Consider the following 25,463-nt stretch of genomic DNA (forward strand, 5'->3'; position numbering starts at 1 on the left):
CAAAAGGAAATATAAGAGATATTGCGAATAAGTATATATGTAAAGTGTAACTAGACGAAATCAATTCATACTTGTAATATCAGAACTATACCATATTAGGTAATTTATGTAAATATGTGTAAAATACTACTTGAAGGCAGATATATCGATATAGTACAAGCCTATAATTTAAGGAGGAATGATAATATGAATAAAAAATTATTAAGTTTAGTAATCGCAGGAGTTCTTGCAGTAACTTCCTTACCAGCAGTAGCTACATCAGCAGCTACCACAGATACTACTACAATAAGTAGTGCAAGTAGACATTATACTCGTCATCCAGTACCAGCTGATTATGTAGGATGGGTATATTGTACTGGAAGTGGTGTTCGTATAAGAAATGGTAACGGTGAAATAAGAGGAACTCTTCTTTGTGGTCAGCAGATATATATTTATGGCTTAATTAATGGACAAGGATGTTCCTATCTACATGGAGAAAGGGTATATGTTGCAGGACAATATTTAAGTACTGTACCTGAGGACTGCTAATAGTTCTTTATAAATAAGCAGAAAATCAAATACATATCGTATTTGATTTTTCCGCTTTTCTTGTTAAGTTATAATTTTCCAATATTAAATTTATTCTGCTTGTACAATATAGAAAATTACAAGCCAAGCTTTCTTTCTATCGTTTCATTAATTATTGGCTTTAATTCTTCATCTATATCAAATTTAAATCTTCGATTAATTCCCAAAAATGTATTTGCTTTAAATTGAATTATATCTGGCAACACCCAACTATAACTCTTAATTTTATCCCATTTATAAAAATAACCCAAGTTATATATTCCATTTTCTCTTAATTCTGATCCTATAAACGATTTTATTATATTTGATATTGATAATTCTATCCAAAAGATATATACGAATATTCCATTAAAATTATCTAACTTATTATGAATATACAATCTTATCTCAGACGAAAATATCATAGAGAATAATATTATTAAGACTCCCCATATAATAGCTAGAACTCTGTTATCTTTTACTTTCACAATAAACTTTCCATGATGATATACTGCATATAAATCTTTTAATAACAAACCTGTTCCAAAAATAATTAGTATTATATTAAGAATTGTCCAGAAATAAGAATTGTCCATACGTTCACCCCATTTTAAATTAATACATGTTAGTTTATCATATACTAACTATCCACATATTTCAATACCAGATTATTCAATTTTTCACTTCAATTTACTATATGAAATTTTAATATTACGTAGAAAAAATCGCAAATTCAATTATTTTTGAATAATGCGATTTTACAATTTCCTATTTATTTCTAATTAACAATATACTATTATACACATCTTAAAGATGACAAATCATCGTTTTTTATCCCATAGTTTTCTACCCATGAGTATACTCCTGGGCCAAAAACACCTTCATATGGAAATTGAAATTGGTCGTCTCGAAAAAATTGCCATCTTCCTGATAAAACAACAAAAGAAGATACTATATCGTTAAAACCATATTGCGAAAGACTATCTACTCCATTAAATACATGTAAATGAGCTCCCTTAAAATTGTCATGCTCAAATAAAATAGCGTGACCTATTAATGGAATTCCACTTGCTCTAAAAGCATCAAATTGATTATTGCCTGAATAAAATGGTACATAGTTCATATTAAATCTCCATCGTTATAATAAATTATGATACAATATATGCACTACTTTAAAAATCACCACTCATACTATTTAAACAATAATCATAATATTTACTATTAATGATTTATAAGTAGGTACAATTATGTCATCTTTAGATAATTTAACTCCTGAAGACTTACTAATTTTAACAAATGTACTTGCTGTTGCTCTTTCAAAAGATAAGACTGCAGATGAAATAAATGTACTTGGAAATTTCATTGTAGGCATAGGATGTTTAATGTTAACTCTTGCAGCTCAAGAACAATATATAGAAGCACAAAAGCAACCTAGTAAATCTCCAACTAATGATGATATTACTATCGGGTAATAAATAACCTCATTTTATACACTTCTTTTTGAACTCTAATGCATTTTGCTAAATCCGAAGTTTACGTTTAGCTATCCATTGTGCTAAAAAATCAAAAAATCGACCTGCCATCTTTTTAACAAATCCTAATTGAACATAATAGTAATAATCAGATTCAAACCAGCCTTTTTCTCTAAAATATCTATAATCTCTGAACTTTTCATCAGTAATCGTCCTATAACTTGTGCGGAATAATCTGAATATCATTAGCTTGGATAAAGAAGGAGTAGGTAATACATGCCGCATAAGCTTCTTGTAAAATCTTGCAGATGCTTTATTTATTTTTTGTGCTATTTTTTTCTTTTCAATTTCTGTTATAGGCTCTAATGCTGTCAAACAGCATCCTTTTGCAACATGAAAACCCAATCTTTCTCCTATAGTTTCTAGATACTTTACAATAGATTCTCCTCCATATATTCCTTGAAAAACAATAGCTGTAAAAGCCTTACTAAAATAACGTGGTCTATGGAGAACAAAAGCTATTTGATCTAAAAAGTTCTTCATAAGCGCAGTTACATTAAATGCATAATTGGGGGTGGCAAAAATTACTCCATCTGAATTATCCAGTTTATTAAGTAATAAATCCCGATCATCTTTTAAGGAACAATATTCCTCGCCTTTGTCAAAACATAACTTACAACCTTTGCATCTTTCAAGATTATAGTCTTTTAAAAAAACATATTCAAAGTCAATTTCTCCATATGACCTTAAATATTTTTCAAATTCTCTAACTGCTCCATAAGTTCCTTGCTTTCGTGGGCTTCCAATAAATGCAGTAACTTTTTTTACTTGTTCAGATTTCATTTTATTCCCCCTCTATAATTCTTTTAATTAATATTTGTTACATTTTACTCTACTATTAAAAACCAAATATCATACATATTAAACTCCATAATTATATGTACTTTTTCATATCTCATTTTAGGCAATAAAAAATACCGCATATTCTTTTTGTTGAATAATACCATATTAAATTTTACTTAATCTACCAATTAAAATTTTTAGACGCAAATATATATTAAAGATATTTTTATAATTTTTACCATAAAAAGAAGGAAATATCATTTCTTTGTGTAATTATAACTATGTACAAAAATAAAAAAGATAAAAGGAGAGGTATCATATGAAAAAATTATTAAGAAATTTCTTAGTTTTAACTGCATTTATTTCTATTTTCACATTTCTTAGTGTTGGTACTAAAGCAAGTACATCATCTTATAAAAACACTATAGATTCATTTAAAGTTACAACAAATTCTAAATATCAACCACATGCTGGAAAAACATTTTGTAACATATTTGCTCAGGATGTAATGAAAAAACTTGGTACTCCATTACCAGACGGACCATGTTCTACTATTTTAAGTAAGTTAAAAGGAAATGCCACTACTCATTGGCGTTCTGTATCAGCTGTAACAGCACAAAATCGTGCTAATAATGGAGATAGCACAATAGGAATAACAAGTGACCATATTGTTGTTATTTATCCACACGGTAATACAGCAAAAACCGTAGGTGACTTATGGATGTCAATGTCTGGCTATAAGTGCTTTAACAATACAAGCATACGATATGCATGGACAAGCTCTGCTTTGTCAAACGTAAAATTTTACTCTTGGTACTAAATGATACAAGATTAAAAACTAAAATAAATCTAATAAAAAAATTATAGAAAGAGTGAAGCAGATTTCTCACTCTTTCTATTTTTATATTTATATTTAAAATTAGATATAAAACATAAGAGCCTAGAAAAACTAGACTCTTTAATTAATCTTTATCTTAATTGAAAATAATTACAATTTAATTTCTAATTGTAATAGTTAAACTATCTGTTGTAGCCGTATGACTTGCATCTATATATTGAGTTTTATAACTCAATTCATCCCATGTACTCTTTATTGAATAAAGTGTATTAAGTTCATTAAGAGTGCACTTAAGTTCAACTAATTCGGTATTCTTACTTAAGTCTAAACTTGTTAGATGATTATTAGAACAAAGTAGTACAATTAACTTCGTATTATTACTTATGTAAAGATTTTTTAGTTGATTGTCATTACAAAATAACTCTGCTAATTCTGTATTTGGGATTAAATCTAACTCTGTTAGTTTATTATCGCTACATTCTAATGATATTAGTGCTGTATTATTTACATTTAAATTTGTAAGTTGATTGCTACAACATATTAAATCTGTTAATACTTTATTATTACTTATATCTAACTCTTTTAGTTGATTATATGCACACGATAAGACATTTAACGCCTTATTGTTACTTACATCTAGATTTATTAGCTCATTATTATTACAATATAACTCATATAATTTTGTATTACCACTTAAATCTACATTTGTTAGTTGATTGAAATTGCAATGCAAAATCCCTAATTCTACACAATTTCTTATGTTTATATCTGTTAACTGATTGTGACCACACTCTAAATATGATAGTTTGATATTTTTACTTAAATCTAAACTTATTAATTTATTATTAGAACAATTTAGATCCGTCAAGGCTGTAAAAAATTCAATTCCACTTAGATTACTTATATTTTTTTCACTTATACTTAATTCTGTTATATTTTTAACGTCAGAATAAAGTATTGGTTCAGGGCTTTTTTTACTAATGTGCTCATATACTGCATTTTTAAAGTTTTCATCTATAAACATTTCAGTTATATCTGTATTATCAGTCAGTACAATTGTACCAATTTTTTTTACAATTTTGACTATGTCATATATATCAACTATATTATCTGCATTTAGATCATACTTAGAATCCCACTTAATATTACCGTTTTTTACATTATAATTTTGAGATAGACTAGCCAAATCTAACATGTCCACAACATTATCCCCATTAAAGTCCATATTACCATCATCAATTCCTGCAAACACATCAGTTTTATTTGTCCCTATAACTCCAATTATTATTAATGCTCCTATAATAACAAATGTCACCTTTTTATTTTTCCCCTTATTTTTCATAATTCTCTCCCTATTTCTAAATATTAGTTTAATTATATAAACATTATACAAGAAACTCAAGAAAAATCATATGTTTGTTAATTGTGAAAACTGAAAAGAATCATAGTGAGATGTTTTTAGACATTCCAAGTATTTAATTTGTTTTTCTGTAATATATATAGTCCTATTTCATGCAATAAAAAGATAGTGAATAAGATTTTGTTCTTACTCACTACCTTTTATTTAAATCATTTATATTCCTATATACATATATGCTTTCACTAAATCCTGTTTTTCCTTTTGGTTCCAACTTATCACTTTATATTACTATATAGTTAATGTAAAACCATATAGCATTAGAATATTAGTTTAACATACTATTTAATTTAGACGCTTCTTGTTCTAAAGTATCTAACTTTTTATTAGTATCATCCACTTGCTTTTCTAAATTTTTAACATATTCAATTATTTTTTGTACTTCACCCTTATCTGCATCATATTGTTTTGAAGCATCACCGATTTGTTGTTGCGCTTTCTGAACTGCTGCAGTAGCAGTATCTATTTTATTGGCATTAATTACCTTATTAAATCCTATCCCAGCCCCAGCAATCATTGCTGCGATTGTAAGTCCTGCTAATATCTTGCTTAACCCCATTCCTACCATTTAGTAGACCTCCTGCGTAATATATTTATTATTTACTGTCCATATTTAGGACAATATTAATAATATTATTAATTGGGTTTTTCAACAATAGTGAACTATTGGGCTATCTTCCATGAAATAAAAAAGAGGGTAGTAAATAATATTTCTCTTACTCACTACCTTCCTATAAACCCATAAATTATTTATTTTTCATTCTTCTTTCCTTCATTTCCCTATGCTTTGTTGCTAAATATATTTGATTTTTAGATTTATTTACGCCTCTATGTATTCCTATAAGGCTTATAATCCCTAATCCAGCCGTTATCAGTATTAGACCTAAAACCATAACCATAAATGTTCCTCCACTTTTATATCCTTATGGATATTATACATTTGTTTTAATCTAAATGATATATTATTTAAACAAAAAAGAAGACATTAACTAAGATTTTACTGTATTATTCTAAAGCTAATTCTTTTATAGTATAATAGCCTCATCATCCTTTGCATTTTTAATTTTTCTAGCAAATCTTTCTTTATCATATTTCCTTCTATCCCTGGACCATCTAACATGCTCTAAGACACATATTTTTACTATTTTGATATATTTCACTTACACTATTAACTCCAATAATATGCAATTTAAAACCATACTTTAGAGCATAATAAAAAGCCTTAGTTTTCTAAGACTTAATTACTTTCCAATCCTCTGTAAATATATCTCTTATACTTGGAATTCACATACTACCCAAACTTATAGTAACTAGCTTTATTTTATTGGATTTCTTTATAAAATGTAAAAACTCCTACTTATAACGATTCACTTTCATAACTATATCCAAGTACTGTTATTGATGCTAATTGAACAGAAGTTTCTCGCCAAGGATCCATCACGCTATCATTTCCTGTCAATATAGGATGAAAATCTGGATTTTTCTTTTGCCAAATATGCCATAGACGATCAACTTCAGCATGGTGCAACCAAAATACTGGATCTGTAGGGGAATACATTATGTTATTCATAATTCCACCTACCCAATTATGCACCTGATTATGGGCAGGAAGTATAGAATTATCTGCTCTTCTGCCGAAACCTTCTAGCCCGTAAGTAAATCTAGAATATCCATCCACATTTGCTTCAGGAAGCTGTTGTTGAAAATCATTAATTATGAAATCAATGTCACTAGCCGAAGGTTTTAAGTCAGGTGGAGACAACTTACGAGATTGTACTGGATTACCTGTCACTGGATGAGGTGCAGGTAAAAAACCTTGTAACCATTCAGGAAATGGATCTACCCAACGCCAATATGGAATAGTTATAAGTGTTTCTGCTTGTGGGCGCAATGTACGATCAGCATTTTGTAATGCTTCTTCAAATGCTAATAAATAACGTCTATGCCATGATAAAAATCTTAATAGTCCAATTCTCCCCATGCTACCATGCATATTATGTGACATATCAGCATGCATTTCAGTTATAGTCTTATAAATTCCATCTTCAATTAACTTATTAATTGCATTCTTAAACGCTACTACGTCATTCTCTCCAAAATTTTTCTGATCTTTACGTATAAGCTGAGCCGTTGATTCAGTAACCCCTCTTGTATCTTTCAATTTTGTTTCTTCAATAAGACGATTACTTGTAATTAACTCTTCTAGCTCACTCCCGATTTTTTTGGGATCAACAGTAACTTCTGAAAAGAGATCCACATGTTCTTTTGCTGTATGTACCAATTCAATTCACACTCCCTTTAACTATGAGTTGTATAATATACTTTTTCTATGTTTTATCATAGGTAGTATGTGCTTTAGGCAAATAAATTTATACATATTTTCATTTCTTTATAATGGAGAATGTTAGAAATGGATTGGCTTATTTCATCATAAAGTTTCTTCTTATCATCAGAATATCTTTTCCACTTCTTTTCTCTAGCCACCTCAATCCTAACATCATCTTCAGATTGATAATCATCAAGAATTATTAAATCTGGCCTAACATTCTTATATTTTCTATCTCTCATTGGCGATGTAGAAGAAATAGCTTCAACAAAAGTTTTGTTTGTAAATTCTAATTGAGTTGCATTACAAATAAAATTTCTATTTTTATCATCTAAGAGTTTTCTAATATTCTTTTTCCAGTTAATTCCTCAGCTTGTTCCTGTGGAATTCCTATATCAATATATGATTTTTTTAAGAAGTGATAAAGCAACCTCTTGATTCTTGATTCTAGCTTCATCACTTGGGAAGTCAAAAGGTATTTGCATACTTTATCACCACCCAACATTAATTTGTAAGATACTCAATAATTAACCTAATAAGTTTATTGTTATATATTCTATATGATGAACTCACATCATTTAAGCTGAAAATTCCCATATTATTATAATAACTAAATGATAAAATATATTGTTCACATAAGAAAAGACAATAACTAAGATTTTACTCTCAATTACTGCCTTTCAAGGTTAGCTGTTTTTTCCATTTACATAATTATGAAAATTATGTATAATAAAACAAAAATAATATTTAATAAAATAATTTGTAACAAAGGAGATAAATATGATTAAGAAGATTATTTTTACAACAATAATTATTATATCTTTAATTACACTAATATTTGCTATAATGATTATTTCTAAAGATGACGAAAAAACTAAGATGATTAAAAGCATATCAACTACAACACCTAAACAAATAGAAATAATTAAAACTGGCAATCCAGTTTTAAAAAAGGTTGTAACTTCTGATGAAGATATGAAAAAAATAATTTCTTTTATTCAAAATATAAAAGTTCAAAAAAAATCTAATGAAGAAATTAAGGGGTGGATGTATAGTATAACAATTACGAATAGTAATGATGAAAAACATTCTGTAACTCTCGGAATGATAGCAAATTTTGATACTACATCTTATGCTATAGACCAAAATGTTAATGATGAATTTCAAGGTTTATATGATAGTCTTGATTATAATGAAATAGATCCTCTCTAACTTTTATCTATAATGTATGTTTTATATTTTGATGAAGGTTTTTTGGCCTGCTCCTCATCCACTTTAAGATAACTTTTTATAGAACAACAAGCCATCAAACCTTTTATTTACTACCAAATCTTATTGTTAGTATTTTTATTATTCCTTAAATCTGCATATTTCATCTCATATTCCACATGATCTCCTGCTGAATGCCCAACACCAATACTTATTCCAATAGAATCTTCTGTTAAATAGCAAAAAGCTACATATTCACTTATCATTTTTTCTTTAGAATCTGCTTTTTCAAACTGCGAAATCAACTCATTATTATCCATATTATTAACAAGCTCTTTTATATTTGATTGATATTCTACTGTATCTTTTTCGTTATCAAAAGTTGTATAACAAACTAATTTTCCCTTCTTAAAAGAATTTGCAAGATTTTCATTTACTTTAAGAAGATCAGTTAATTTTATTATCTTTCCATTATTCATATCTATATTAGTAGTATAAAATACATTGGTTGGATGTGCAGCCTGCTCTAAATTTGCTACCCCAGAATATTGAATACTTAATACATTTTCATTTGATAATGTTATTTTATAATTAATCTCTAAATTTAAATTATCTTCAACTCCATTGCTAATGTACGCCTCAGCTCCATCTTTAATTAGTTTATTTATAGTTGATTGCTTATTAATATCACTTAACCCACTAATTTGAGGATAATTTATAATTACATTCTTAATTTTATAAACCTCTTTAGTTATTTTATATTTTTTTTCACTTGTATTTTTTGATGTTGTTTCCTTAGTAGTGTTAGTATCTACTGGTTGTTGAACTTCTGTCTTTATTCCTTCCTTAGAATCTGTATCATTCGATATCTGCTTATTAGCACAACCTATCATGAAAATTCCTGTAAAAATTAATATTAATATAGCTGTTAATTTTTTTCTATTCATAATTCCTCCACTTTTTCTTGTATTTGATTTAAATCTCTTTACTAATTTTAATATCTTAATTTATCTAAATTTGATTTCGACTTATTATATCACAATTCACCATTTAACCAAAGAATTCCTTTATCTAATTATTCCCCTGGCTTGAGGTTTTACATATTTAATATTTGTATATAGACATTTTAGCTTATTATCAATAGCTACTAATACTTATACCTGAGTAATGAAAAAATAAGACAGTAACTAAGATTTTACTCCTAACTACTGCCTTTCAAGGTTAACTTTCTTTTTAGAACTCTAAATGACCACGACCATATACATAGAAATATTGATCACTAAAGTATACTTTATACCAACCATTTCCATAATATTGAATATCTGCTTCGGTTTTAGTTTGTACAGAACCATAATAACGATCTGAATATGGTTCTGAGTATATATCAGTACCAGGAAGGATATAACCATCCTGCCAACTGCTCCTTGCTTTTACTGTTGATATAACACTTTTAGTACTATTAATTTCAGCAGCTGATGTAGTTACTGCTGGTAATGAAGTTACTGTTAAAATTCCTACAATTACTAAACTTAATAATTTCTTATTCATAATATAATTCCCCCTTTAATTCTAAGCTTGTACCATTTAATAACAATTAATATATTACAACTTTACATACTTGTTATTCAAATCCCATATAATACAACTTTATTTCAAAAATATCGTATACCACATATCCATCTATGTATAATATCTTCATTTCCTTATTTTACTTATATAACTTTTAATTACTTATTTGACATAATATTAAAACTATGTTATTACTTCAAATAGGAGCTGATTTTTATGAAAAAAATTTCACTTTTAGGATTTATTATTATTGTGATTATGTCTCTTCTTTTTTTCTTAAATACTTTTTATAAAGAAAGTCAGGTAAAAACAATGAATAAAGAACACTTTATAGCAATGGATATAGTTCCTAGCTCTATTTCAATTACTAAAAGTGGTAATACTGTACAAAAAAAAGAATGTTACATCATCTGAAGATATGAGCAAAATAATATCTTTTATAAAATCTATCAATATGAAAGAAAAACTTGACGATCCATATAAGGGTTGGGGATACTTGATAAATATTGAAGATTCAGAAGGTGAAACTCATCAAATAGGTATTTGTTCAGATAAAATTTCATATAATAATTCTTTCTATACTGCTGATATAAGTGTATCTGAAAAAATAACAGACATATATAACAAACTTAATTATCCAGAGATAGATCCACTTAGTTAGAATATACTAGTAAAAACTATATGAAAAAGATAATACATTGACATTAATTAAATCCCACATAAATACTTATTAGATATTTTCCATCCTATTTTTTTAAGTTCTTTAACAATTTCTTCATTATTTTTAAATTACACTAAAATATTTGTTTTTTTACTTTTAGTTCGCAGATTACCTTCCTCCTGTACAGTAATGTCATAATCATCCGCATCTTTTAACTAATTTTAGATATAATGTTATGTTTTCTATATATTGTAATATTTTCTTAATAATTCTGTAATGATACCGACACAAATCTACCATATATTTAAATATAAATGGTTATTGAAAATATTGGAAATTAAGTGAGGTGTATTTATGAGAATTAAATTAATCAAAATAGGTTTTGGAAATTTCATTGCTTCAAATAAGATAATAGATGTAATTAGCCCTGAATCAGTACCAGCAAAAAGGCTAATAAGAGATGCTAGGTATTTTGGTAAATTGATAAATGCTAATTATGGAAGAAAAACAAAATCTATCATACTCACAGATGATGATTATGTAATTTTATGTAGTATTAATTTTAAAAACTTTAAAAGGTAGCAAGCAAGATTTTACTCCTAATCACTAGCTTTTTAATTTAAATGGATTGCTAATTTTTAATACAGATATAGTATTCTACATATTCAATAATTCACACCAGGTATTTTCTCCCATAATCCAATCTCACACTATCATTTTTAAACGATAATTTATTAGAACTCAAAAAAATTAGTTTTCCCTCTCTATTTATATATTTGTGAAAATTATGTATAATTAAACAAAAACAGCCAGTCAACCACAACTTCATCTTAATATGATTGGTGAAAGAATACCAAATATAAAATACAATCCTAATTGCATATGTGGCTCTTGTGCTGTTGCAAATTTATTAACATTCTTAAGTTTTAATATCAATCAAAGGTTTGTGCCCCAACAATATCAAAATTCTACAAACTTTACAAATAATAGAACGCATTTATATGTTTCTGCTAAAATATATCTTTCATCATCTTCCTCAATTATTGGATTATACTTTAAGATAAAAACTTCATCACAACTAGGGCATTCTAATATAGAAATCACTTTACCTCTTGCCCATATTTCCCATGCATCTTAGAAAATATATCTACTCCACATATTGGACATTTCTTTATTAAATCTGCTCTATTATATCTACATTACTCTGCATAATTATTAAGATGCCCAGGCAAATTTTCTAATGCTTTAAATTTGCTCATAATTTCACTCCTTTCATATAATAATTGTTATATGAAAAATTGTGAATTCCTTCTAAGTATTTCAAATAACTTCTAAAAATAATCAAAAGACACCTACAACTAAGTAAGTGCCTTGCCCTTTTAATTGCCTTATTAGCATTTAAATTCTGCTATAATTGGCCATGGTTGATACAATGAAGTATCTAGATTATTTGCAGTAATATAATTTGCCGCTTCACTATCACTATAGAACCTCATTACATCAAATAATTCTGAAGTTTCTCCCCCATTTTTAGATATAAAACTAAATGCACTAGATTTAGTCCTTACAACATATCCATGATATGTAACTCCAAAATTTAATGTTTTAAAATTACCCATTTAACCATCTCCTAAAATTTATTTGTTTTACACTATTTAAAACATCAGCTTATACGATTTTGTAAACCTATTTAAAATTTATTTTTAATAAAATCAAAAGACACCTACAAACTACAATGTAAGTGCCTTTTGATTTATTTCTATGATACTATTATATAACCTTAAAACCATTGAAAACAGTAATATTATTATAATAATAAAGATATAATAAAATAATAATTAACTCTTTTTCCACATATTTTTAATCTTAAGTTCTAAATCTGCTTTCTCTGCTTTAAGCTTTGCTACTTCTGTCCACTTTTTATTTCTAACTGCAATTCTAATCTGTTTATTTCTGTTAATTCTTATCGAATATCCTTTTCCTAAATAAAGAACTTCAACTTTAGAATCTGTCGTATCCTCTATGAACTTCCTAAGTTGCCCTTCTGTTAATGACAGGCCAACAAAATTACTCATTCCCAAGGTAAGATTTTTATCAGTTTCATCATAGTCAAATTGAATCATTATTATATTATTAATTGTCTATTCTGAATTTAAATACACTCGCGTTTTTTACAATTCTGAATAATGCGATATTTATATCTGTCATTTATTTTTGTTTATATCAATAATAAGACTTTGCAAAAAATTTACGTTTTTTAAAAATATCCAAATGTCTCTTCATTAAATTCTTTTATTAACTCATCCATCAGTTTCACTCTTTTTTCAGCAATTTCCCGTGATTTTTTTAAACAAAGCACTCCAGGCAACTTACTTTTCCTGCTGATAACAGTTTCATATGCTCTTCTCAAATCCCTTGGCTTCATGGAAAATTCTCTTAACATACCCACTATTCCTAACAGGTCTAACTTATCCGCATCACTTAGAAGCATTGCCTCAATTGATCTGTTATGGTTATCCGAATGATGAAACTCTATGCATTCCAGTATAAGTTCCAACAATTCCTTCTTGTATCCCTTGTTAACCAAAAATTCTTCTGCTAGTTGTTTTGAACGTATAGGATGTTCAATATCTGGGGTAAACCATTTTGCATATCCTCCCCAATCATGCAAATAAGCAGCAACCCATACAGCCTCACGATTATATTGTAGCCCTTCACTAATAACTGAAATAATCTGTAATAGCCTTTTTGTATGATTTATACCCCACTGGCCACCATACTCGTCTGTTAGTGAAACAATTTCATCCTCATTAATATACATTTATATCCCTCCCTAGCATTATATAATTCATTTGCATTATAATCTAGTTATAGTATATTTAGCAAATATCACATTATTCAATTTTCAAAGAACATTAGTTATAAGTTTCTACGCACTTTCTACAAATTACGAACTATTCTTCGTAACTTGAACCTAAATTATAATATCTCACATAATCATTCCAATCATCTAAATCAAGACCTTGCAACTTTGCACCTTCATAATCTTCTAAAGAATATGGCTTATCATCCATGAAATTTCACCTCACTTACTGTGAAATATCTACATAATTATGAAGGAAGTAATGGCTACCCTCTTAATTGCAAATACTCTATTACTTGAAAGCTCCATCAATAACTTTTTTCTCTTTATCTGACAATATTGCTTCTTCAAATTCAGGCTCTACAATAGCAAAAGCTTTTAATTCTCTCAAAAAACTCCCTTTAATAATAAGGGAGTTTTTTTATATCATATTACTATTTCAAATCTATAGTTTCTATTTTTTGATCTACTGCTATAGTTACTATTACTGAATCTTCTTTTACTATGTTAGACCCCTCTCCCGATATGCTATGTTGAAATGATTTTGTATTGATATCATCACCCAATTCTATTTCACCACTTCCATGGTTTATATCTGTTTTGTAAGAATACTTTAGAACTTCTGAAGATTTTAAATCTGCTAAATCACCTTTATATGTGAATTTAAGTATTCTCTCATACTGTTCTTTATTTTTTGATGTTTTATATTCTATTTTCCAATTATCATTCTCACCATTATATTTGTATTCTAATTTATTGTTGTTTTTTAACGAACATCCTGTAATAATCAATAAAAATAATATTAACATTCCTATTATATTCGTTTTTCTCATTTCTTTCCCCTCCTATTTTATGTAATCTTCTTATTATCAATATATTAGTATAATTGAATATCATTGGAAAGACTTATTTGTAATATAAATTTTATAGTTTGATTAATAATTCTAACAAATTATTAAAACAATTTCTAAACTATTGTGTTGACAATTCTTATATTGTTAATAATCCTTGTAATGGAAAAAGTTAATTGTGCCACAAGTTATAATACTGAAAATGAAGATATTATTTTTTTAACTGACAATGGTAATTTGATTGATGCAGGTAATATTGAAAAAAGTTGGATTTACTTTTTAAAGAGATGTAAAGTTAAGCATAAGAAATTTCATGCTCTTAGACATACTTATGCTACATTGCAATTTGAAAATGACAAACCACTATTAACTATATCTAAATTACTTGGTCATGCAAATATTGATGTCACCGCTAGTACTTACACACATGTTATGAAAAAAGAAAAACAAAAAGCAGTTGATACATTAGAACTATTAAAATGGAGTTAATATTAATTAAATCTCATATAATAATATTACTTTGGATTTAAAATGGATTTAAATTAAGACTTTACAATGAATTTTTAGCAAATAAAAAAGTCCCAAACGAGTAATATACTCATTTGTGACTTAGTAATGGTAGTCCATAGGGGAATCGAACCCCTGATTCCACCGTGAGAGGGTGGCGTCTTAACCGCTTGACCAATGGACCAGAACATGAATTAGTATACCACAGATATCCTCACTATGGAATTCCTAATATCGGTCATTTTATCCTAAATATCAGCATTATTAATAAAATCATGGACCATTCTTTCATATTCTTCCTTTTTCTCCTTATATGAAGTCAAATGTACTGCATTTGGAACAATAAGTATCATATCACCTTCACGATTCCTTCTTTTATACATATCTATTGCCATATTAACAGGAACCTTTTTATCAGCATCACCATGTATAAAAAATATTGGCACTTCACTTTTAGCTATGGCATTTATTGGACAAACATCCTCAAACTTAAATCCACATCTTCTTTTAACCTTCAAATTTAAAAGCCAATAAACTAGTCCAAAAGGTACATAGTCAACTTTAGAGAATTGGTATCTCATTAATTCCTTTCCTGATGAATAACCACAATCCTCTATTACAAATTTAACTTTTCTATTTCTAGCTCCACATAAAAGAACAGTTGCAGCTCCCATAGATTGTCCATGTAATCCTAAAAATAATTCTTCACCTTTTCTCTCTTCAAGAAAGTTAATCCATAAATTTAAATCTTCTTTTTCTTTATACCCATAAGTTGCATATTTACCTTCACTTTCACCATGAGATCTTTCTTCAACCAATAATATATTAAATCTTTCCTTTAAAAACATAGGAATAAAAGGCATATGAAGATAATGATTAGCACTATACCCATGTACTAATATTATATATCTATTACTATCCTCAAATCTCTCTATTAAATGTCCACAAAGATTCAATCCATCCTTCGATGTTATAAAAACATCCTCCATTTGAAGATTTTCAAAATATTCTTCATTCCAAAGCCCCCAATTATTTAGCCTTTTAATTGAATCTTCTTTGGTCTTTCTTCTAGCATAAAATGCTTCCTTAAATGCATATTCCGATGCAAAGTGAAGAAAAATCGAAAAAACTATAGTAAAAACTATTAATATTGCTATTAATATTGATAATATCATATCTAGAACCCCTCATCTCTCCATTTATATCAATTTATACTATTTTATATTATAGCATCATTTTTTGCAAATAAAAAAGAGCAGCTTATAACACCATAAAGCTACTCTTTTTCAAAATAAAATAGACAAATCCATTTCTATTCCTTTCCAATTAACCTTGTAATTTTTGAGCTAATTCTTTTAACTCATCAAAAGTTAATTCTGATAAATAGGATCTCCTTAGTTCTGCCTCAGCTAGTCCACGATCTTTTCCTAAAGTTAATATGGTAGTGATATACATTTCTCTATAATCTCTTACTGCCATACCCCCCACCTCCTTATATTCAATTTACTAATATACTCTCATACTATGTAAGAAACCAAGATTTAATTACAAGTATTTGAATATTTTTTTATTACAATAATTATTATACTACATAATTTGAAATTTTCAAAATATTTTATTTCATCTTTAACTTTTCCTTCATTTTTAACTAAAATAGCATACTTATCGTTATTTTGCAAAATTTTTATGCCAAAACACTCATTAATAAAAAGAGTTTTTTCTATTTTACTTTATTTTATTTTGCAAGAAATATATTCTTTCTTGTCAATTTTCTCACTTTAGCATGTTAAAGAACCCATCAATTCATTTTGTTATATTTAACTCCATATATTACATATTATATTATAATATTCTTCTACAATTTACTATATTATAATGAAAACCTTAACTTAAACTTAATATAAATATAAAAAAGTTTGCAAACCTATATGTTTGCAAACTTTTATTTTAATTTATCCAAATACGATACAGCACTAAGTGATGCAATATTACCTTCACCTGCTGCCTTAATATACTGATAAGGCTTTCCAACACAGTCTCCACAAGCAAATAACCCTTTAAGATTGGTAGTCATTAATCTATCAACCTTAACATGACCTTCTTCTTCCTGCAATCCTGGCACAAGTTGCGCTGGTGAAATAGCATCTTTTAATAGAAATACACCATCTGTAAGAATTTCTCTATCTTTTAAGATAAGCTTATTTACCTTACCTTCTCCTTGAACTTCAACCGGTCTATCTTCTACAAGTTCTATATTATCATTTAGCTTATAGTCTCCTTTATATAAAGGAATATAATATACTTTAGAAGCTATTTCACTTACGTAATTTGCTTCCTGTTCTCCTTCTTCATTTGAAGACACTATACAAACAACCTTTTCTTTATAAAGAGGAGCATCGCAAGTTGCACAGTAGCCTACACCTTTACCAAGGTATTCAAGTTCGCCAACTAGCGGCTTAGAAAATTCAACTCCTGTAGCTAAAATTACAGACTTAGCTTCATACATCTTTTGATTTACCATAAGAGCAAAATAATCACCCATTGAATAAATATTGTTTATTCTCTCTTCTGTTATTTGTATATCCATATCTTCTATATGTTTTATAAATGCTTCTCCAAGTTTATCTCCAGATGAACCTGGAAAACCTAAATAATTATTTATTTTTGGTGCCTTTTGGATTTTTGAACTTAAATTTTTGCTGCCAAAAAGTATAAAAGATTTTTTCCTAATCTTAGCGTTAAGGGCAGCTGACAATCCAGCCGGCCCTGACCCTACTATGGCAATGTCATATCTTTCAGACATATCCTATAAAACCTCTTCTATTGCTTCCTTTAATGCATCTTTTGGTAAAAATCCAACCTTAGTATCTACTTCTGCACCATCTTTAAATATTTTTATTGTTGGAATGTTTTGAACTTGATATTTATTAGCAATTTCTCCACTTTCATCTACATCTAATTTAACTATTTTAACGCTTTCGCCCATTTCAGTTTGTAATTCTTCCAATATTGGTGAAAGCATTTTACAAGGTGCACACCATGTAGCAAAGAAATCTACAACTACTACTCCTTTACTATTTAATACTTCTTCTGTAAAATTACTAGTATTTATGTGATTTAACATATAAACTCCTCCTTATACCCCTTAGGGGTATGTATCTTTTTCTTAATTTTACTCCTGCAAGCAAACCTTGTCAAATATAATCAAGTAGTAATAGTCTTATTTTAAGATTTATCGTATTATTTTATACCTGCTACATCCACATCTTTACTAAAATTCTTTCTATATTTCTAGCTAAAACATTATAAATCAGTATCAGTCCACCACAGTAAATAGTATTTAATATTACTGGTTTCAAGTTCTTCTTTTCTTTAAATGCTTTAAAGCTCCTGCTTATTAAGAATATCGCAATAATCCAAGGAATAATTCCTTCAACAGATATCATAGGCATAATAAAACATAATCCAATTAAAATATATAATATAATCTTTTTAGTCATTTAAATCCGCCTCATCTCTATAATAATTTCCTCTAATCATCTTATCACTAATACCTATAAGACTCTTTACCTTCTCTTGTTCTTCTGGAGTAAGTCCATCTTGCTTTAAATCATAATTTGATAATAAAGCGTAATCTTTATTTGTATTAAGAAGGTTTCTTCCTATAGTTAAGTTGCTTGAATATTGTTCTTTTGGTGCTCCAAATAAATAAGCTACAGTTGGCAATGTATCTACTTGTCCACCTTTTACCGAAAATGTTTTTCCTTGAATATCTTTGTTATAAACTATTAAAGGAATTTTTCTATCGTCTTTCTCCATCCAAGGTTCTAATCCCTTAGTAGCACTTACTTCATCACCATAGAATTTATGAACACCTTCATGGTCTCCATACATTACAACAACTGTATTATCAAGAGCTCCACTTTCTTCAAGATCACTAAGTAATTTTCCAATATATCTATCTGTATAGTTTATTGATTGAAAATATCCACCAAGTTTTGTTCCCTCTAAATTTTCAGGAAGCTTTAGATATCTATCATTTTCAGGCATATCAAAAGGACTATGACTAGTTAATGTTATTGTATATGCCATATAAGGTGACTTTTGCTTTTTAATTACCTCGCCAAATTGTTTTAAATAACTTTCATCTGATACTCCAAGATTTATAACATCTGAGGTATCATAGTCTGATGCATCTAATAACTTTTCGTATCCCATAGATCTAAGGCTAGTCATCCAGTTCCAGTATGATCCTTTATCAGGATGTGATGCTAAAGTACTATAACCCATATTCTTAAAAATATTAGGCAAAGAATATTTATAAGTATTTGTTGGATATCTAAAGAATGTTGCACCTTCTCTTACTGGGAAAACTGATGTATTTGTCATTAATTCTGCATCAGAGCTTGTTCCTCCATATGTTTGCTCATAAAAATTATTAAAATATAAAGAGTTTGAAAGCAACTTATTTACATTTGGAGTTATTTCTTGTCCATCTACTTTTTGATTAATTACACAATTTTCAAGAGACTCCCATTGTATTACTAATAAGTTTTTGCCTTTAAGCATTCCTGCATATTCATTATCCGGTTTATTTTCCTTTAAACTCGTTAATGTATTTCTAACCTCTTCCTTTTCATTTGAATCAAATTTATAAGGCTTTGATTGCTGATAAAAATCATATCCATCATATATATGGTATCCAATTGGAGTTAAATTCCCCATTGTTTGATTTGGGCTCCAGCTTGTCCTAAACAAAAATTGCCCTTCAAATCCACCAGCTTTTCTATCTAATTTTATATGTAAATATGTCAAAAACGAAAATGAAACTAATAAAATACATAAAGCACCTATAACATTTCTAGAATGCTTAGTATAAGTTTTTCTGTTTTTTATATTTTTAACAGCCATAATTACTAAATCAATTAAGAATAATCCATCTACAAGTCTAACCATTGATACAATTGAACTTCCTAAGTTATCTAAATTACTTGTCATACTAAACATATGGTAGTTTAAGAATACTGAATTTGATCTGTAATACCACATATCCCCTATAACTAGTATCGTGAATAAAAGATTTAAAGTCCAAAAGCTCCATTTCTGTACCTTTCCATTAAAAAATAGCCCTATTGCTACAAAAGCAGCATTAATAGCTAGCCATGCTCCAAGTGGTGGCATAGAGAAAAATATAGATTTTAAATGTATTCCATTCGCCTTATCATCTGATAATAGAGCTAGAAATAACAGTGTTTTTATCAATATAATTACTAAAGTAAGTAAAAAATCTCTATTTTTTATACCTTCAAAAAATTTATCTTTTATCCTAGTAGGAATATTTCTATAAATTACTTCTTCTTTATAGTTCAACATTATTTTGTCCTCCTTATTTTATCTATATAGCTATAGTAACATAAACTTAATATATTAAAAATTAATTATTATTTCATATTTCTTAATTTTTTGGGTATACATATAAATTTTTTACACATAATAAAAATGATCTCACAATGTTAATGTTATCTTGAATGATAATATATTCTCATTCTCACGTAACACAATGAAAAGTCTGACTTTAATAGCCAGACTTTTTTTCCATTTTAAATTCAGTTTTTCTTTTCATCCAATCTCTTGTTATAAATAAATATATACAAAGATGCTAAAAATATTATTCCATATCCAACAAAACTCCATGCATCAGGTAAAATTCCAAATATAAAGAAGCTAAATATAGCTGCAAATCCTATATTACTATAGTCAAATATAGAAATTTCCTTTGCAGGTGCATATTTATATGCATAGGTAATACCAAATTGACCAAGACTAGCGCTAAGCCCTGCCCCCATAAGATATAAAAATTGTGTAAATGTCATATATTCATATGTTGCTATCATAAATGGAAATATCATTATGCTTGATAAAAAAGAAAAATAAAACACTATTGTCTGTGGCTTTTCTTTTCCACTTAATGCTCTAACACAGGTATACGCTCCAGCAGCTGTTACTCCTCCAAGAATTCCTATTAAAGCTGGCATTATTTCTAAATTAAATCGTGGTTTAACCACAAATAAAACTCCTATGAAAGCTATTATTAATCCAATTATCTGTTTAGGTTTTATCTTTTCATGTAAAAATAAAGCTGAAAATATTATTACAAAAAATGGACTTAACTTATTTAACATATTTGCATCAGATAAAACTAAATGATCTATAGAATAAAAGTTAAATACTATTCCTGCTGTACCGAGGGTTGACCTTAATACAAGAAGTTTTTGATTTTCTTTCTTTCCAAAAAGGCTTTCTTTGCTTTTTATAATCATAACAAGAGCAATAAATAAAGATACTAAATTTCTAAAAAATGTTTTTTCAAAGGGAGGTAAATCCCCTGCTAACTTTACGAATGCCGACATAGCTGCAAAACCAAAAGCAGATAAAGTTATAAATACTATTCCCTTCGTTCTACTACTAAAATCCAATTGTTTCACCTCCAGTATTTTGTAGTATATTTAGTTTAGCAAATTATAAGTTCATTGTATATTCTTTCATAAACATATATAATAATAATAACGTTGTAATTACTTAGGAGGATTAAAATGTACAATGATTACCACATGCACAGCTATTTTTCAGCTGACTCAATCACCCCTATGGAATCTATGATTGTTAAATCAATAGACTTAGGATTAAATGAAATTTGCTTTACCGATCACGTAGATTACGATATTATAGGAAACCCTAATGTTTTTATAGATTACGATAAATACTTTGAAGAATTATGTTTCTATAAAGAAAAATATAGAAAAAACATCTCAATAAAAAAAGGTTTAGAAATTGGCTTACAGCCTCACATTCTCCACAGATGTTCAAAAGAAATACAATCTCATGATTTTGATTTTATAATAGCTTCAATTCATACTTTAGAAAGATTAGAGCTTTATACATGTGACTACCACAAAGGTAAAACTCAAGAAGAAGTCTATGATAAATATTATTCAACATTATTTAATATAATAAAAAATTATAAAGATTATTCAGTTCTTGGTCACTTAGATTTAATTAAAAGATATGGAGATTACCCTACTATCTTAGATGACTCTATTTTTTCTGATTACTTTAAGTCAATATTAAAACAGGTAATTGAAGATGGAAAAGGAATAGAAGTTAATACTTCATGTTTTAGATATGGCCTTCCTGATTTAACACCATCTACTTATATACTTAAACTCTACAAAGAACTAGGTGGAGAAATATTAACTGTTGGATCTGATTCCCACGTAACTAAGGATATAGCTACAAAGTTTCAGCAAGTTCATAATTATCTTAAAGAATTAGGATTTAAATATGTATGTGAATTTACTAAAATGGAACCAAAATTCACCAAGATATATTAACAAAATGTTAATATCATAGAATTTGTGTTAATAAACAATTAAAAGTATTTCTTTATTTTTTAATTTTTGATATCATGTACACATAAAATTTAAATAACAGCTATCAAAGGAGATAGTGATTATGTCTTAAAAGACACAATCGCTATCTCCATTTTTTTAGAAAGGAATGATATATTATGACAACAAATTTAGGAGATAGTGCTTTTGTATTAGTAAGTACGGCTTTAGTATTTTTAATGACTCCCGGACTTGCATTTTTCTATGGAGGCATGGTTAGACGTAAAAATGTATTAAATACTATTCTTTCATCTTTCTTTATATGTGGACTTGCTTCTGTATTATGGATAGTAGTTGGTTATTCATTATCTTTTGGTGATAATATAAAAGGAATAATCGGTGGATTTAATCATTTATTTTTTAACGGCGTTAGTATGGAACCTAATGAGCTTTACGCAGCAACCATTCCCGAAACACTTTTTGCAGCTTTTCAAATGATGTTTTCAATTATTACTCCTGCATTAATCACAGGAGCTTTAATTGGCAGAATGAAATTTAGTTCTCTATTTATCTTTATAACTGCATGGTTGTTATTAGTTTACTACCCTCTTGCACATATGGTATGGGGTGACGGTGGAATCTTAAGAGAATTAGGTGCTGTTGACTTCGCTGGTGGTAATGTTGTTCATATAAGTTCTGGTATTTCTGGACTTGTTGCCTGCATTATCTTAGGCAAAAGACGTGGTTATGGGCTAATCTCCTACAAACCTCATAATATACCTTTTGTATTTTTAGGTGCTGCTCTTCTATGGTTTGGTTGGTTTGGATTTAACGCTGGAAGTGCTTTAGGTTCAGGAGAACTTGCTGTGCATGCTCTTCTAACTACTAATACTTCTGCAGCTGCTGCATTACTTTCGTGGATGTTAATTGAAAAAATCAAATTTGGAAAAACGACTTTACTAGGGGCTGCTACTGGTGCAGTAGTTGGACTTGTCGCTATAACCCCTGGTGCTGGATTTGTACCTATTTGGTCTTCTTTAATAATTGGAGCTTTAGTAAGTCCTATTTGCTTCTTCTTTATGTCAGTAGTTAAATCTAAATTTGGATATGATGATGCCTTAGATGCATTTGGATGTCACGGTATTGGTGGTGTTTGGGGAGGAATTGCAACAGGAATTTTCACTCAAGCTTCAATAAACCCAGCAGCTCAATGGAACGGTCTTATTTTTGGTGATGTTCACCTTTTTGTAGTACAAATTATAAGTATTATAGTAACAATTGCCCTTGCATCTATTATGACATTTATCATACTTAAGGTTATTCAATTATTTATGGATCTTAAAGTATCTGAAGCAGATGAAGCTAATGGATTAGATATATCTGAACACAGTGAAACTGCTTACCCATCATTTACAAGACTTGACTAAGGAGGTAATAATATGAAGAAAATTGAAGCAATAATTCGTCCTTCAAGGCTAGAAGCTCTAAAAGATGAACTACATGAAGCCAAAATATCAGGACTTACCATATCTCAAGTTTTAGGCTGTGGTCAACAAATGGGTTGGACAGAACAGTATAGAAGCAATAAGGTTTTAATAAATATTCTACCTAAGATAGAAATCAAATTAATAGTTGATGATGATAATGTAGATAATATTGTTGATCTTATAATAAAAGTCGCTAGAACTGGTGAAGTTGGTGACGGTAAAATATTCATCTCAAATGTAGAAGATTGTATAAGAATCAGAACAGGAGAAAGAGGTAAAGAAGCTTTATAAATACCAAAAAGAAGGATAACTAAAAGTTTTCCTTCTTTTTCATTTCACTTTTTAACATTTCTCCTTTAAATATACTTATATTATTTCCGCCATTCTTTTTGCTATGATACATTGCAATATCTGCAAACTTTATTAGTGTCCCAATATCATCAGTATCCCTATTAAATATGCTAACCCCTAAACTGGCTTTAATATTATAAGAATAACTTTCTTGATTAATATAATAAGTATTTAAAGATCTTAAAATAGCTTGTCCTAATCTTTCGATGTTCTCCTTAGAAATATTATCTTCTAGTATTATCAAAAATTCATCCCCACCTAATCTACCTATACTTATAGCTTCATTTTCATGCTTTCGTAAAATGGCTGCTACCTTATGAAGAACTTGATCCCCTAGATTATGTCCTAAATTATCATTTAACATTCTAAAATTATCTAAATCCAAAAAGAAAATAGCAAAGTCTTTTTTCCTCTTCTTTAAATTAGTCATATGATTATATATACTATATCTATTTTTAGTATCAGTTAACACATCATAGTTAGCTAAGTATCGCATTTCATCTAAATAACTTTTTCTGTCACTAACATCTATAATTATAACTGCAATGGTATCGTTTTTCATTCTGCATATAGAAATTTTAATCCATTTATTATCTCCTATGCTTATATAATCTTCAAGTTTATACTGACCATCCTCTTCTATATCCTTCAACGCTTTTTCATAATCATATTCTTTCCCAACATATTTAGTTAAAAAAGTCTTTAAAGAATACTTCAGTAGTGCTTCTCTTCTTTCTTCTAATATACCTATTAATGCTTTATTCACCTCCAAAACTTCAGCATCCTCTAAATTTCCCAATTCATCTCTTACTATTTTGAAATAAGCATATCCAATATCTATACAGTTTAGTAATTTTTCATACTTATTTTCAGTTATTTTTTTTGATACATCTCTTTTAATAAAAAAATTTTCAAAGCAGTTATAATTTATATCTTCTTTCTCAAATTCAGATTTTTTTTTCATAGCCTTATATAATAGAAAAATAAGTCCAAGAGCTGTAAGATATTCAAGTACTAAATTTACTATTGTAAATCTATCCAAATGAAAGTCATCAATAATCGAATTCAGGTATAAGAAGTTTGAAGTGCTTATGATCAAGAGGATTAATAATACAATCTTATTATTAGTTTTCAT

34 protein-coding genes, 1 tRNA gene and 1 pseudogene are annotated in these 25,463 nt (G+C 28.2%); 11 read left to right on the top strand and 25 right to left on the bottom strand.

Annotated elements, in window-relative coordinates; all coding sequences use genetic code 11:
* Window positions 1-186 precede the first annotated feature (186 nt).
* Window positions 187-528 carry a hypothetical protein gene (locus tag H9661_RS08785; protein ID WP_191768319.1) on the top strand — a complete coding sequence of 114 codons (342 nt, stop codon included), beginning with the start codon at window positions 187-189 and terminating at the stop codon, window positions 526-528.
* Between the two features lie 116 nt (window positions 529-644).
* Here the strand turns inward: H9661_RS08785 and H9661_RS08790 are convergent, their stop codons facing one another.
* Window positions 645-1,142, bottom strand: a complete 498-nt coding sequence (locus H9661_RS08790) for a hypothetical protein (protein ID WP_143317897.1) — start codon at window positions 1,140-1,142, stop codon at window positions 645-647.
* A 200-nt stretch (window positions 1,143-1,342) separates the two neighbouring features.
* Window positions 1,343-1,669 carry a beta/gamma crystallin-related protein gene (locus H9661_RS08795; protein WP_143317898.1) on the bottom strand — a complete coding sequence of 109 codons (327 nt, stop codon included), beginning with the start codon at window positions 1,667-1,669 and terminating at the stop codon, window positions 1,343-1,345.
* Between the two features lie 124 nt (window positions 1,670-1,793).
* Between H9661_RS08795 and H9661_RS08800 the strand changes: the two genes are divergently transcribed.
* A complete protein-coding gene (locus tag H9661_RS08800; RefSeq protein ID WP_191768320.1) occupies window positions 1,794-2,018 on the top strand; it encodes a hypothetical protein in 225 nt (74 codons plus the stop codon).
* Between the two features lie 48 nt (window positions 2,019-2,066).
* Here the strand turns inward: H9661_RS08800 and H9661_RS08805 are convergent, their stop codons facing one another.
* The gene (locus tag H9661_RS08805) at window positions 2,067-2,861 is read right to left on the bottom strand and encodes a flavodoxin family protein (protein ID WP_191768345.1); all 795 of its coding nucleotides are present in this window, start codon (window positions 2,859-2,861) and stop codon (window positions 2,067-2,069) included.
* 319 nt (window positions 2,862-3,180) lie between these two features.
* Between H9661_RS08805 and H9661_RS08810 the strand changes: the two genes are divergently transcribed.
* Complete coding sequence (locus H9661_RS08810) at window positions 3,181-3,681, top strand: hypothetical protein (protein ID WP_143317901.1); 501 nt, start codon at window positions 3,181-3,183, stop codon at window positions 3,679-3,681.
* 175 nt (window positions 3,682-3,856) lie between these two features.
* On the opposite strand, the gene H9661_RS08815 is transcribed toward H9661_RS08810, so the two are convergent.
* The 6 genes and pseudogenes from H9661_RS08815 to H9661_RS20080 all read right to left on the bottom strand — a co-directional run.
* The gene (locus tag H9661_RS08815; RefSeq protein ID WP_191768346.1) at window positions 3,857-5,041 is read right to left on the bottom strand and encodes a hypothetical protein; all 1,185 of its coding nucleotides are present in this window, start codon (window positions 5,039-5,041) and stop codon (window positions 3,857-3,859) included.
* A 343-nt stretch (window positions 5,042-5,384) separates the two neighbouring features.
* Complete coding sequence (locus H9661_RS08820; RefSeq protein WP_143317903.1) at window positions 5,385-5,684, bottom strand: hypothetical protein; 300 nt, start codon at window positions 5,682-5,684, stop codon at window positions 5,385-5,387.
* A 178-nt stretch (window positions 5,685-5,862) separates the two neighbouring features.
* The gene (locus H9661_RS08825) at window positions 5,863-6,015 is read right to left on the bottom strand and encodes a hypothetical protein (protein WP_185966864.1); all 153 of its coding nucleotides are present in this window, start codon (window positions 6,013-6,015) and stop codon (window positions 5,863-5,865) included.
* 126 nt (window positions 6,016-6,141) lie between these two features.
* Window positions 6,142-6,276, bottom strand: coding sequence for a hypothetical protein (locus tag H9661_RS19865; RefSeq protein WP_279232114.1), 135 nt, complete (start codon window positions 6,274-6,276; stop codon window positions 6,142-6,144).
* Window positions 6,277-6,473: 197 nt separating this feature from the next.
* Window positions 6,474-7,397 (bottom strand): tyrosinase family protein, encoded by a 924-nt coding sequence (locus tag H9661_RS08830; RefSeq protein WP_191768347.1) that lies wholly within the window; start codon window positions 7,395-7,397, stop codon window positions 6,474-6,476.
* A gap of 158 nt (window positions 7,398-7,555) precedes the next feature.
* Window positions 7,556-7,780 (bottom strand): annotated as a pseudogene (locus H9661_RS20080) (hypothetical protein); the annotation flags it as partial.
* Window positions 7,781-8,222: 442 nt separating this feature from the next.
* Between H9661_RS20080 and H9661_RS08840 the strand changes: the two are divergent.
* Complete coding sequence (locus tag H9661_RS08840; protein ID WP_191768348.1) at window positions 8,223-8,654, top strand: hypothetical protein; 432 nt, start codon at window positions 8,223-8,225, stop codon at window positions 8,652-8,654.
* Between the two features lie 110 nt (window positions 8,655-8,764).
* On the opposite strand, the gene H9661_RS08845 is transcribed toward H9661_RS08840, so the two are convergent.
* Window positions 8,765-9,598, bottom strand: coding sequence for a polysaccharide deacetylase family protein (locus H9661_RS08845; protein ID WP_143317906.1), 834 nt, complete (start codon window positions 9,596-9,598; stop codon window positions 8,765-8,767).
* Between the two features lie 286 nt (window positions 9,599-9,884).
* Entirely contained in the window at window positions 9,885-10,199 is a 315-nt protein-coding gene (locus tag H9661_RS08850; protein WP_143317907.1) for a hypothetical protein, read from the bottom strand.
* 237 nt (window positions 10,200-10,436) lie between these two features.
* Between H9661_RS08850 and H9661_RS08855 the strand changes: the two genes are divergently transcribed.
* From H9661_RS08855 to H9661_RS08865, 3 genes are all read left to right on the top strand, one after another.
* Complete coding sequence (locus H9661_RS08855; protein ID WP_191768349.1) at window positions 10,437-10,634, top strand: hypothetical protein; 198 nt, start codon at window positions 10,437-10,439, stop codon at window positions 10,632-10,634.
* A 4-nt stretch (window positions 10,635-10,638) separates the two neighbouring features.
* A complete protein-coding gene (locus H9661_RS08860) occupies window positions 10,639-10,881 on the top strand; it encodes a hypothetical protein (RefSeq protein ID WP_191768350.1) in 243 nt (80 codons plus the stop codon).
* 354 nt (window positions 10,882-11,235) lie between these two features.
* Window positions 11,236-11,463: an extracellular matrix/biofilm biosynthesis regulator RemA family protein gene (locus H9661_RS08865; RefSeq protein ID WP_191768351.1), complete on the top strand. Its 228-nt coding sequence runs from the start codon at window positions 11,236-11,238 to the stop codon at window positions 11,461-11,463.
* A gap of 378 nt (window positions 11,464-11,841) precedes the next feature.
* Here H9661_RS08865 and H9661_RS08870 read toward each other — a convergent pair whose 3' ends face one another.
* The 5 genes from H9661_RS08870 to H9661_RS08890 all read right to left on the bottom strand — a co-directional run bounded on the left by H9661_RS08870 (window position 11,842) and on the right by H9661_RS08890 (window position 14,577).
* The gene (locus H9661_RS08870) at window positions 11,842-11,985 is read right to left on the bottom strand and encodes a hypothetical protein (RefSeq protein ID WP_191768352.1); all 144 of its coding nucleotides are present in this window, start codon (window positions 11,983-11,985) and stop codon (window positions 11,842-11,844) included.
* Window positions 11,986-12,272: 287 nt separating this feature from the next.
* Window positions 12,273-12,500, bottom strand: a complete 228-nt coding sequence (locus H9661_RS08875) for a hypothetical protein (RefSeq protein WP_143317910.1) — start codon at window positions 12,498-12,500, stop codon at window positions 12,273-12,275.
* Between the two features lie 219 nt (window positions 12,501-12,719).
* The gene (locus H9661_RS08880; protein WP_191768408.1) at window positions 12,720-13,004 is read right to left on the bottom strand and encodes a hypothetical protein; all 285 of its coding nucleotides are present in this window, start codon (window positions 13,002-13,004) and stop codon (window positions 12,720-12,722) included.
* A gap of 134 nt (window positions 13,005-13,138) precedes the next feature.
* The gene (locus H9661_RS08885; RefSeq protein ID WP_191768353.1) at window positions 13,139-13,702 is read right to left on the bottom strand and encodes an HD domain-containing protein; all 564 of its coding nucleotides are present in this window, start codon (window positions 13,700-13,702) and stop codon (window positions 13,139-13,141) included.
* Window positions 13,703-14,178: 476 nt separating this feature from the next.
* The gene (locus H9661_RS08890; RefSeq protein WP_191768355.1) at window positions 14,179-14,577 is read right to left on the bottom strand and encodes a hypothetical protein; all 399 of its coding nucleotides are present in this window, start codon (window positions 14,575-14,577) and stop codon (window positions 14,179-14,181) included.
* 180 nt (window positions 14,578-14,757) lie between these two features.
* Here H9661_RS08890 and H9661_RS08895 point away from each other — a divergent pair, with 180 nt between their 5' ends.
* Window positions 14,758-15,084 (top strand): tyrosine-type recombinase/integrase, encoded by a 327-nt coding sequence (locus H9661_RS08895; protein ID WP_191768357.1) that lies wholly within the window; start codon window positions 14,758-14,760, stop codon window positions 15,082-15,084.
* Window positions 15,085-15,211: 127 nt separating this feature from the next.
* On the opposite strand, the gene H9661_RS08900 is transcribed toward H9661_RS08895, so the two are convergent.
* The 8 genes from H9661_RS08900 to H9661_RS08935 form a co-directional block, all read right to left on the bottom strand.
* Window positions 15,212-15,286: transfer RNA gene (locus H9661_RS08900), tRNA-Glu, on the bottom strand.
* Between the two features lie 64 nt (window positions 15,287-15,350).
* Complete coding sequence (locus H9661_RS08905; RefSeq protein WP_191768359.1) at window positions 15,351-16,277, bottom strand: alpha/beta hydrolase; 927 nt, start codon at window positions 16,275-16,277, stop codon at window positions 15,351-15,353.
* A gap of 151 nt (window positions 16,278-16,428) precedes the next feature.
* Complete coding sequence (locus H9661_RS08910; RefSeq protein ID WP_185966834.1) at window positions 16,429-16,581, bottom strand: hypothetical protein; 153 nt, start codon at window positions 16,579-16,581, stop codon at window positions 16,429-16,431.
* Between the two features lie 463 nt (window positions 16,582-17,044).
* Complete coding sequence (locus H9661_RS08915; RefSeq protein WP_143317330.1) at window positions 17,045-17,905, bottom strand: NAD(P)/FAD-dependent oxidoreductase; 861 nt, start codon at window positions 17,903-17,905, stop codon at window positions 17,045-17,047.
* A gap of 3 nt (window positions 17,906-17,908) precedes the next feature.
* Window positions 17,909-18,226 (bottom strand): thioredoxin, encoded by a 318-nt coding sequence (gene trxA / locus H9661_RS08920; protein ID WP_191768362.1) that lies wholly within the window; start codon window positions 18,224-18,226, stop codon window positions 17,909-17,911.
* A 130-nt stretch (window positions 18,227-18,356) separates the two neighbouring features.
* On the bottom strand, window positions 18,357-18,602 hold the full coding sequence (locus H9661_RS08925; RefSeq protein ID WP_143317325.1) for a hypothetical protein: 246 nt from the start codon (window positions 18,600-18,602) through the stop codon (window positions 18,357-18,359).
* Window positions 18,595-20,475: an LTA synthase family protein gene (locus tag H9661_RS08930; protein ID WP_143317323.1), complete on the bottom strand. Its 1,881-nt coding sequence runs from the start codon at window positions 20,473-20,475 to the stop codon at window positions 18,595-18,597. The genes H9661_RS08925 and H9661_RS08930 overlap by 8 nt, the downstream gene beginning before the upstream one ends.
* Window positions 20,476-20,708: 233 nt before the next feature.
* Window positions 20,709-21,578 carry a DMT family transporter gene (locus H9661_RS08935; protein ID WP_207729659.1) on the bottom strand — a complete coding sequence of 290 codons (870 nt, stop codon included), beginning with the start codon at window positions 21,576-21,578 and terminating at the stop codon, window positions 20,709-20,711.
* Between the two features lie 117 nt (window positions 21,579-21,695).
* On the opposite strand from H9661_RS08935, the gene H9661_RS08940 reads away from it, so the two are divergent.
* The 3 genes from H9661_RS08940 (at window position 21,696) to H9661_RS08950 (ending at window position 24,268) form a co-directional block, all read left to right on the top strand.
* Window positions 21,696-22,493, top strand: coding sequence for a histidinol-phosphatase HisJ family protein (locus H9661_RS08940; RefSeq protein ID WP_143317320.1), 798 nt, complete (start codon window positions 21,696-21,698; stop codon window positions 22,491-22,493).
* Between the two features lie 176 nt (window positions 22,494-22,669).
* On the top strand, window positions 22,670-23,917 hold the full coding sequence (locus tag H9661_RS08945) for an ammonium transporter (protein WP_191768365.1): 1,248 nt from the start codon (window positions 22,670-22,672) through the stop codon (window positions 23,915-23,917).
* Window positions 23,918-23,929: 12 nt separating this feature from the next.
* Window positions 23,930-24,268, top strand: a complete 339-nt coding sequence (locus H9661_RS08950; protein ID WP_143317316.1) for a P-II family nitrogen regulator — start codon at window positions 23,930-23,932, stop codon at window positions 24,266-24,268.
* A 19-nt stretch (window positions 24,269-24,287) separates the two neighbouring features.
* On the opposite strand, the gene H9661_RS08955 is transcribed toward H9661_RS08950, so the two are convergent.
* Complete coding sequence (locus tag H9661_RS08955) at window positions 24,288-25,463, bottom strand: GGDEF domain-containing protein (protein ID WP_191768366.1); 1,176 nt, start codon at window positions 25,461-25,463, stop codon at window positions 24,288-24,290.

The sequence above is a fragment of the Clostridium cibarium genome, from assembly GCF_014836335.1.
In the GTDB taxonomy this organism is placed as follows: domain Bacteria; phylum Bacillota; class Clostridia; order Clostridiales; family Clostridiaceae; genus Clostridium; species Clostridium cibarium.

Coding starts and splice junctions, on each gene's coding strand:
- H9661_RS08925 (WP_143317325.1), bottom strand. CDS start 18,602: ATGACTAAAAAGATTATATTATATATTTTAATTGGATTATGTTTTATT.
- H9661_RS08845 (WP_143317906.1), bottom strand. CDS start 9,598: ATGAATAGAAAAAAATTAACAGCTATATTAATATTAATTTTTACAGGA.
- H9661_RS08940 (WP_143317320.1), top strand. CDS start 21,696: ATGTACAATGATTACCACATGCACAGCTATTTTTCAGCTGACTCAATC.
- H9661_RS08955 (WP_191768366.1), bottom strand. CDS start 25,463: ATGAAAACTAATAATAAGATTGTATTATTAATCCTCTTGATCATAAGC.
- H9661_RS08810 (WP_143317901.1), top strand. CDS start 3,181: ATGAAAAAATTATTAAGAAATTTCTTAGTTTTAACTGCATTTATTTCT.
- H9661_RS08895 (WP_191768357.1), top strand. CDS start 14,758: ATGGAAAAAGTTAATTGTGCCACAAGTTATAATACTGAAAATGAAGAT.
- H9661_RS08800 (WP_191768320.1), top strand. CDS start 1,794: ATGTCATCTTTAGATAATTTAACTCCTGAAGACTTACTAATTTTAACA.
- H9661_RS08840 (WP_191768348.1), top strand. CDS start 8,223: ATGATTAAGAAGATTATTTTTACAACAATAATTATTATATCTTTAATT.
- trxA (WP_191768362.1), bottom strand. CDS start 18,226: ATGTTAAATCACATAAATACTAGTAATTTTACAGAAGAAGTATTAAAT.
- H9661_RS08855 (WP_191768349.1), top strand. CDS start 10,437: ATGAAAAAAATTTCACTTTTAGGATTTATTATTATTGTGATTATGTCT.
- H9661_RS08805 (WP_191768345.1), bottom strand. CDS start 2,861: ATGAAATCTGAACAAGTAAAAAAAGTTACTGCATTTATTGGAAGCCCA.
- H9661_RS08790 (WP_143317897.1), bottom strand. CDS start 1,142: ATGGACAATTCTTATTTCTGGACAATTCTTAATATAATACTAATTATT.
- H9661_RS08880 (WP_191768408.1), bottom strand. CDS start 13,004: ATGATTCAATTTGACTATGATGAAACTGATAAAAATCTTACCTTGGGA.
- H9661_RS08865 (WP_191768351.1), top strand. CDS start 11,236: ATGAGAATTAAATTAATCAAAATAGGTTTTGGAAATTTCATTGCTTCA.
- H9661_RS08795 (WP_143317898.1), bottom strand. CDS start 1,669: ATGAACTATGTACCATTTTATTCAGGCAATAATCAATTTGATGCTTTT.
- H9661_RS08950 (WP_143317316.1), top strand. CDS start 23,930: ATGAAGAAAATTGAAGCAATAATTCGTCCTTCAAGGCTAGAAGCTCTA.
- H9661_RS08945 (WP_191768365.1), top strand. CDS start 22,670: ATGACAACAAATTTAGGAGATAGTGCTTTTGTATTAGTAAGTACGGCT.
- H9661_RS08910 (WP_185966834.1), bottom strand. CDS start 16,581: ATGGCAGTAAGAGATTATAGAGAAATGTATATCACTACCATATTAACT.
- H9661_RS08785 (WP_191768319.1), top strand. CDS start 187: ATGAATAAAAAATTATTAAGTTTAGTAATCGCAGGAGTTCTTGCAGTA.
- H9661_RS08815 (WP_191768346.1), bottom strand. CDS start 5,041: ATGAAAAATAAGGGGAAAAATAAAAAGGTGACATTTGTTATTATAGGA.
- H9661_RS08860 (WP_191768350.1), top strand. CDS start 10,639: ATGAGCAAAATAATATCTTTTATAAAATCTATCAATATGAAAGAAAAA.
- H9661_RS08825 (WP_185966864.1), bottom strand. CDS start 6,015: ATGGTTATGGTTTTAGGTCTAATACTGATAACGGCTGGATTAGGGATT.
- H9661_RS08875 (WP_143317910.1), bottom strand. CDS start 12,500: ATGGGTAATTTTAAAACATTAAATTTTGGAGTTACATATCATGGATAT.
- H9661_RS08820 (WP_143317903.1), bottom strand. CDS start 5,684: ATGGTAGGAATGGGGTTAAGCAAGATATTAGCAGGACTTACAATCGCA.
- H9661_RS08915 (WP_143317330.1), bottom strand. CDS start 17,905: ATGTCTGAAAGATATGACATTGCCATAGTAGGGTCAGGGCCGGCTGGA.
- H9661_RS08930 (WP_143317323.1), bottom strand. CDS start 20,475: ATGTTGAACTATAAAGAAGAAGTAATTTATAGAAATATTCCTACTAGG.
- H9661_RS08905 (WP_191768359.1), bottom strand. CDS start 16,277: ATGATATTATCAATATTAATAGCAATATTAATAGTTTTTACTATAGTT.
- H9661_RS08885 (WP_191768353.1), bottom strand. CDS start 13,702: ATGTATATTAATGAGGATGAAATTGTTTCACTAACAGACGAGTATGGT.
- H9661_RS08850 (WP_143317907.1), bottom strand. CDS start 10,199: ATGAATAAGAAATTATTAAGTTTAGTAATTGTAGGAATTTTAACAGTA.
- H9661_RS08890 (WP_191768355.1), bottom strand. CDS start 14,577: ATGAGAAAAACGAATATAATAGGAATGTTAATATTATTTTTATTGATT.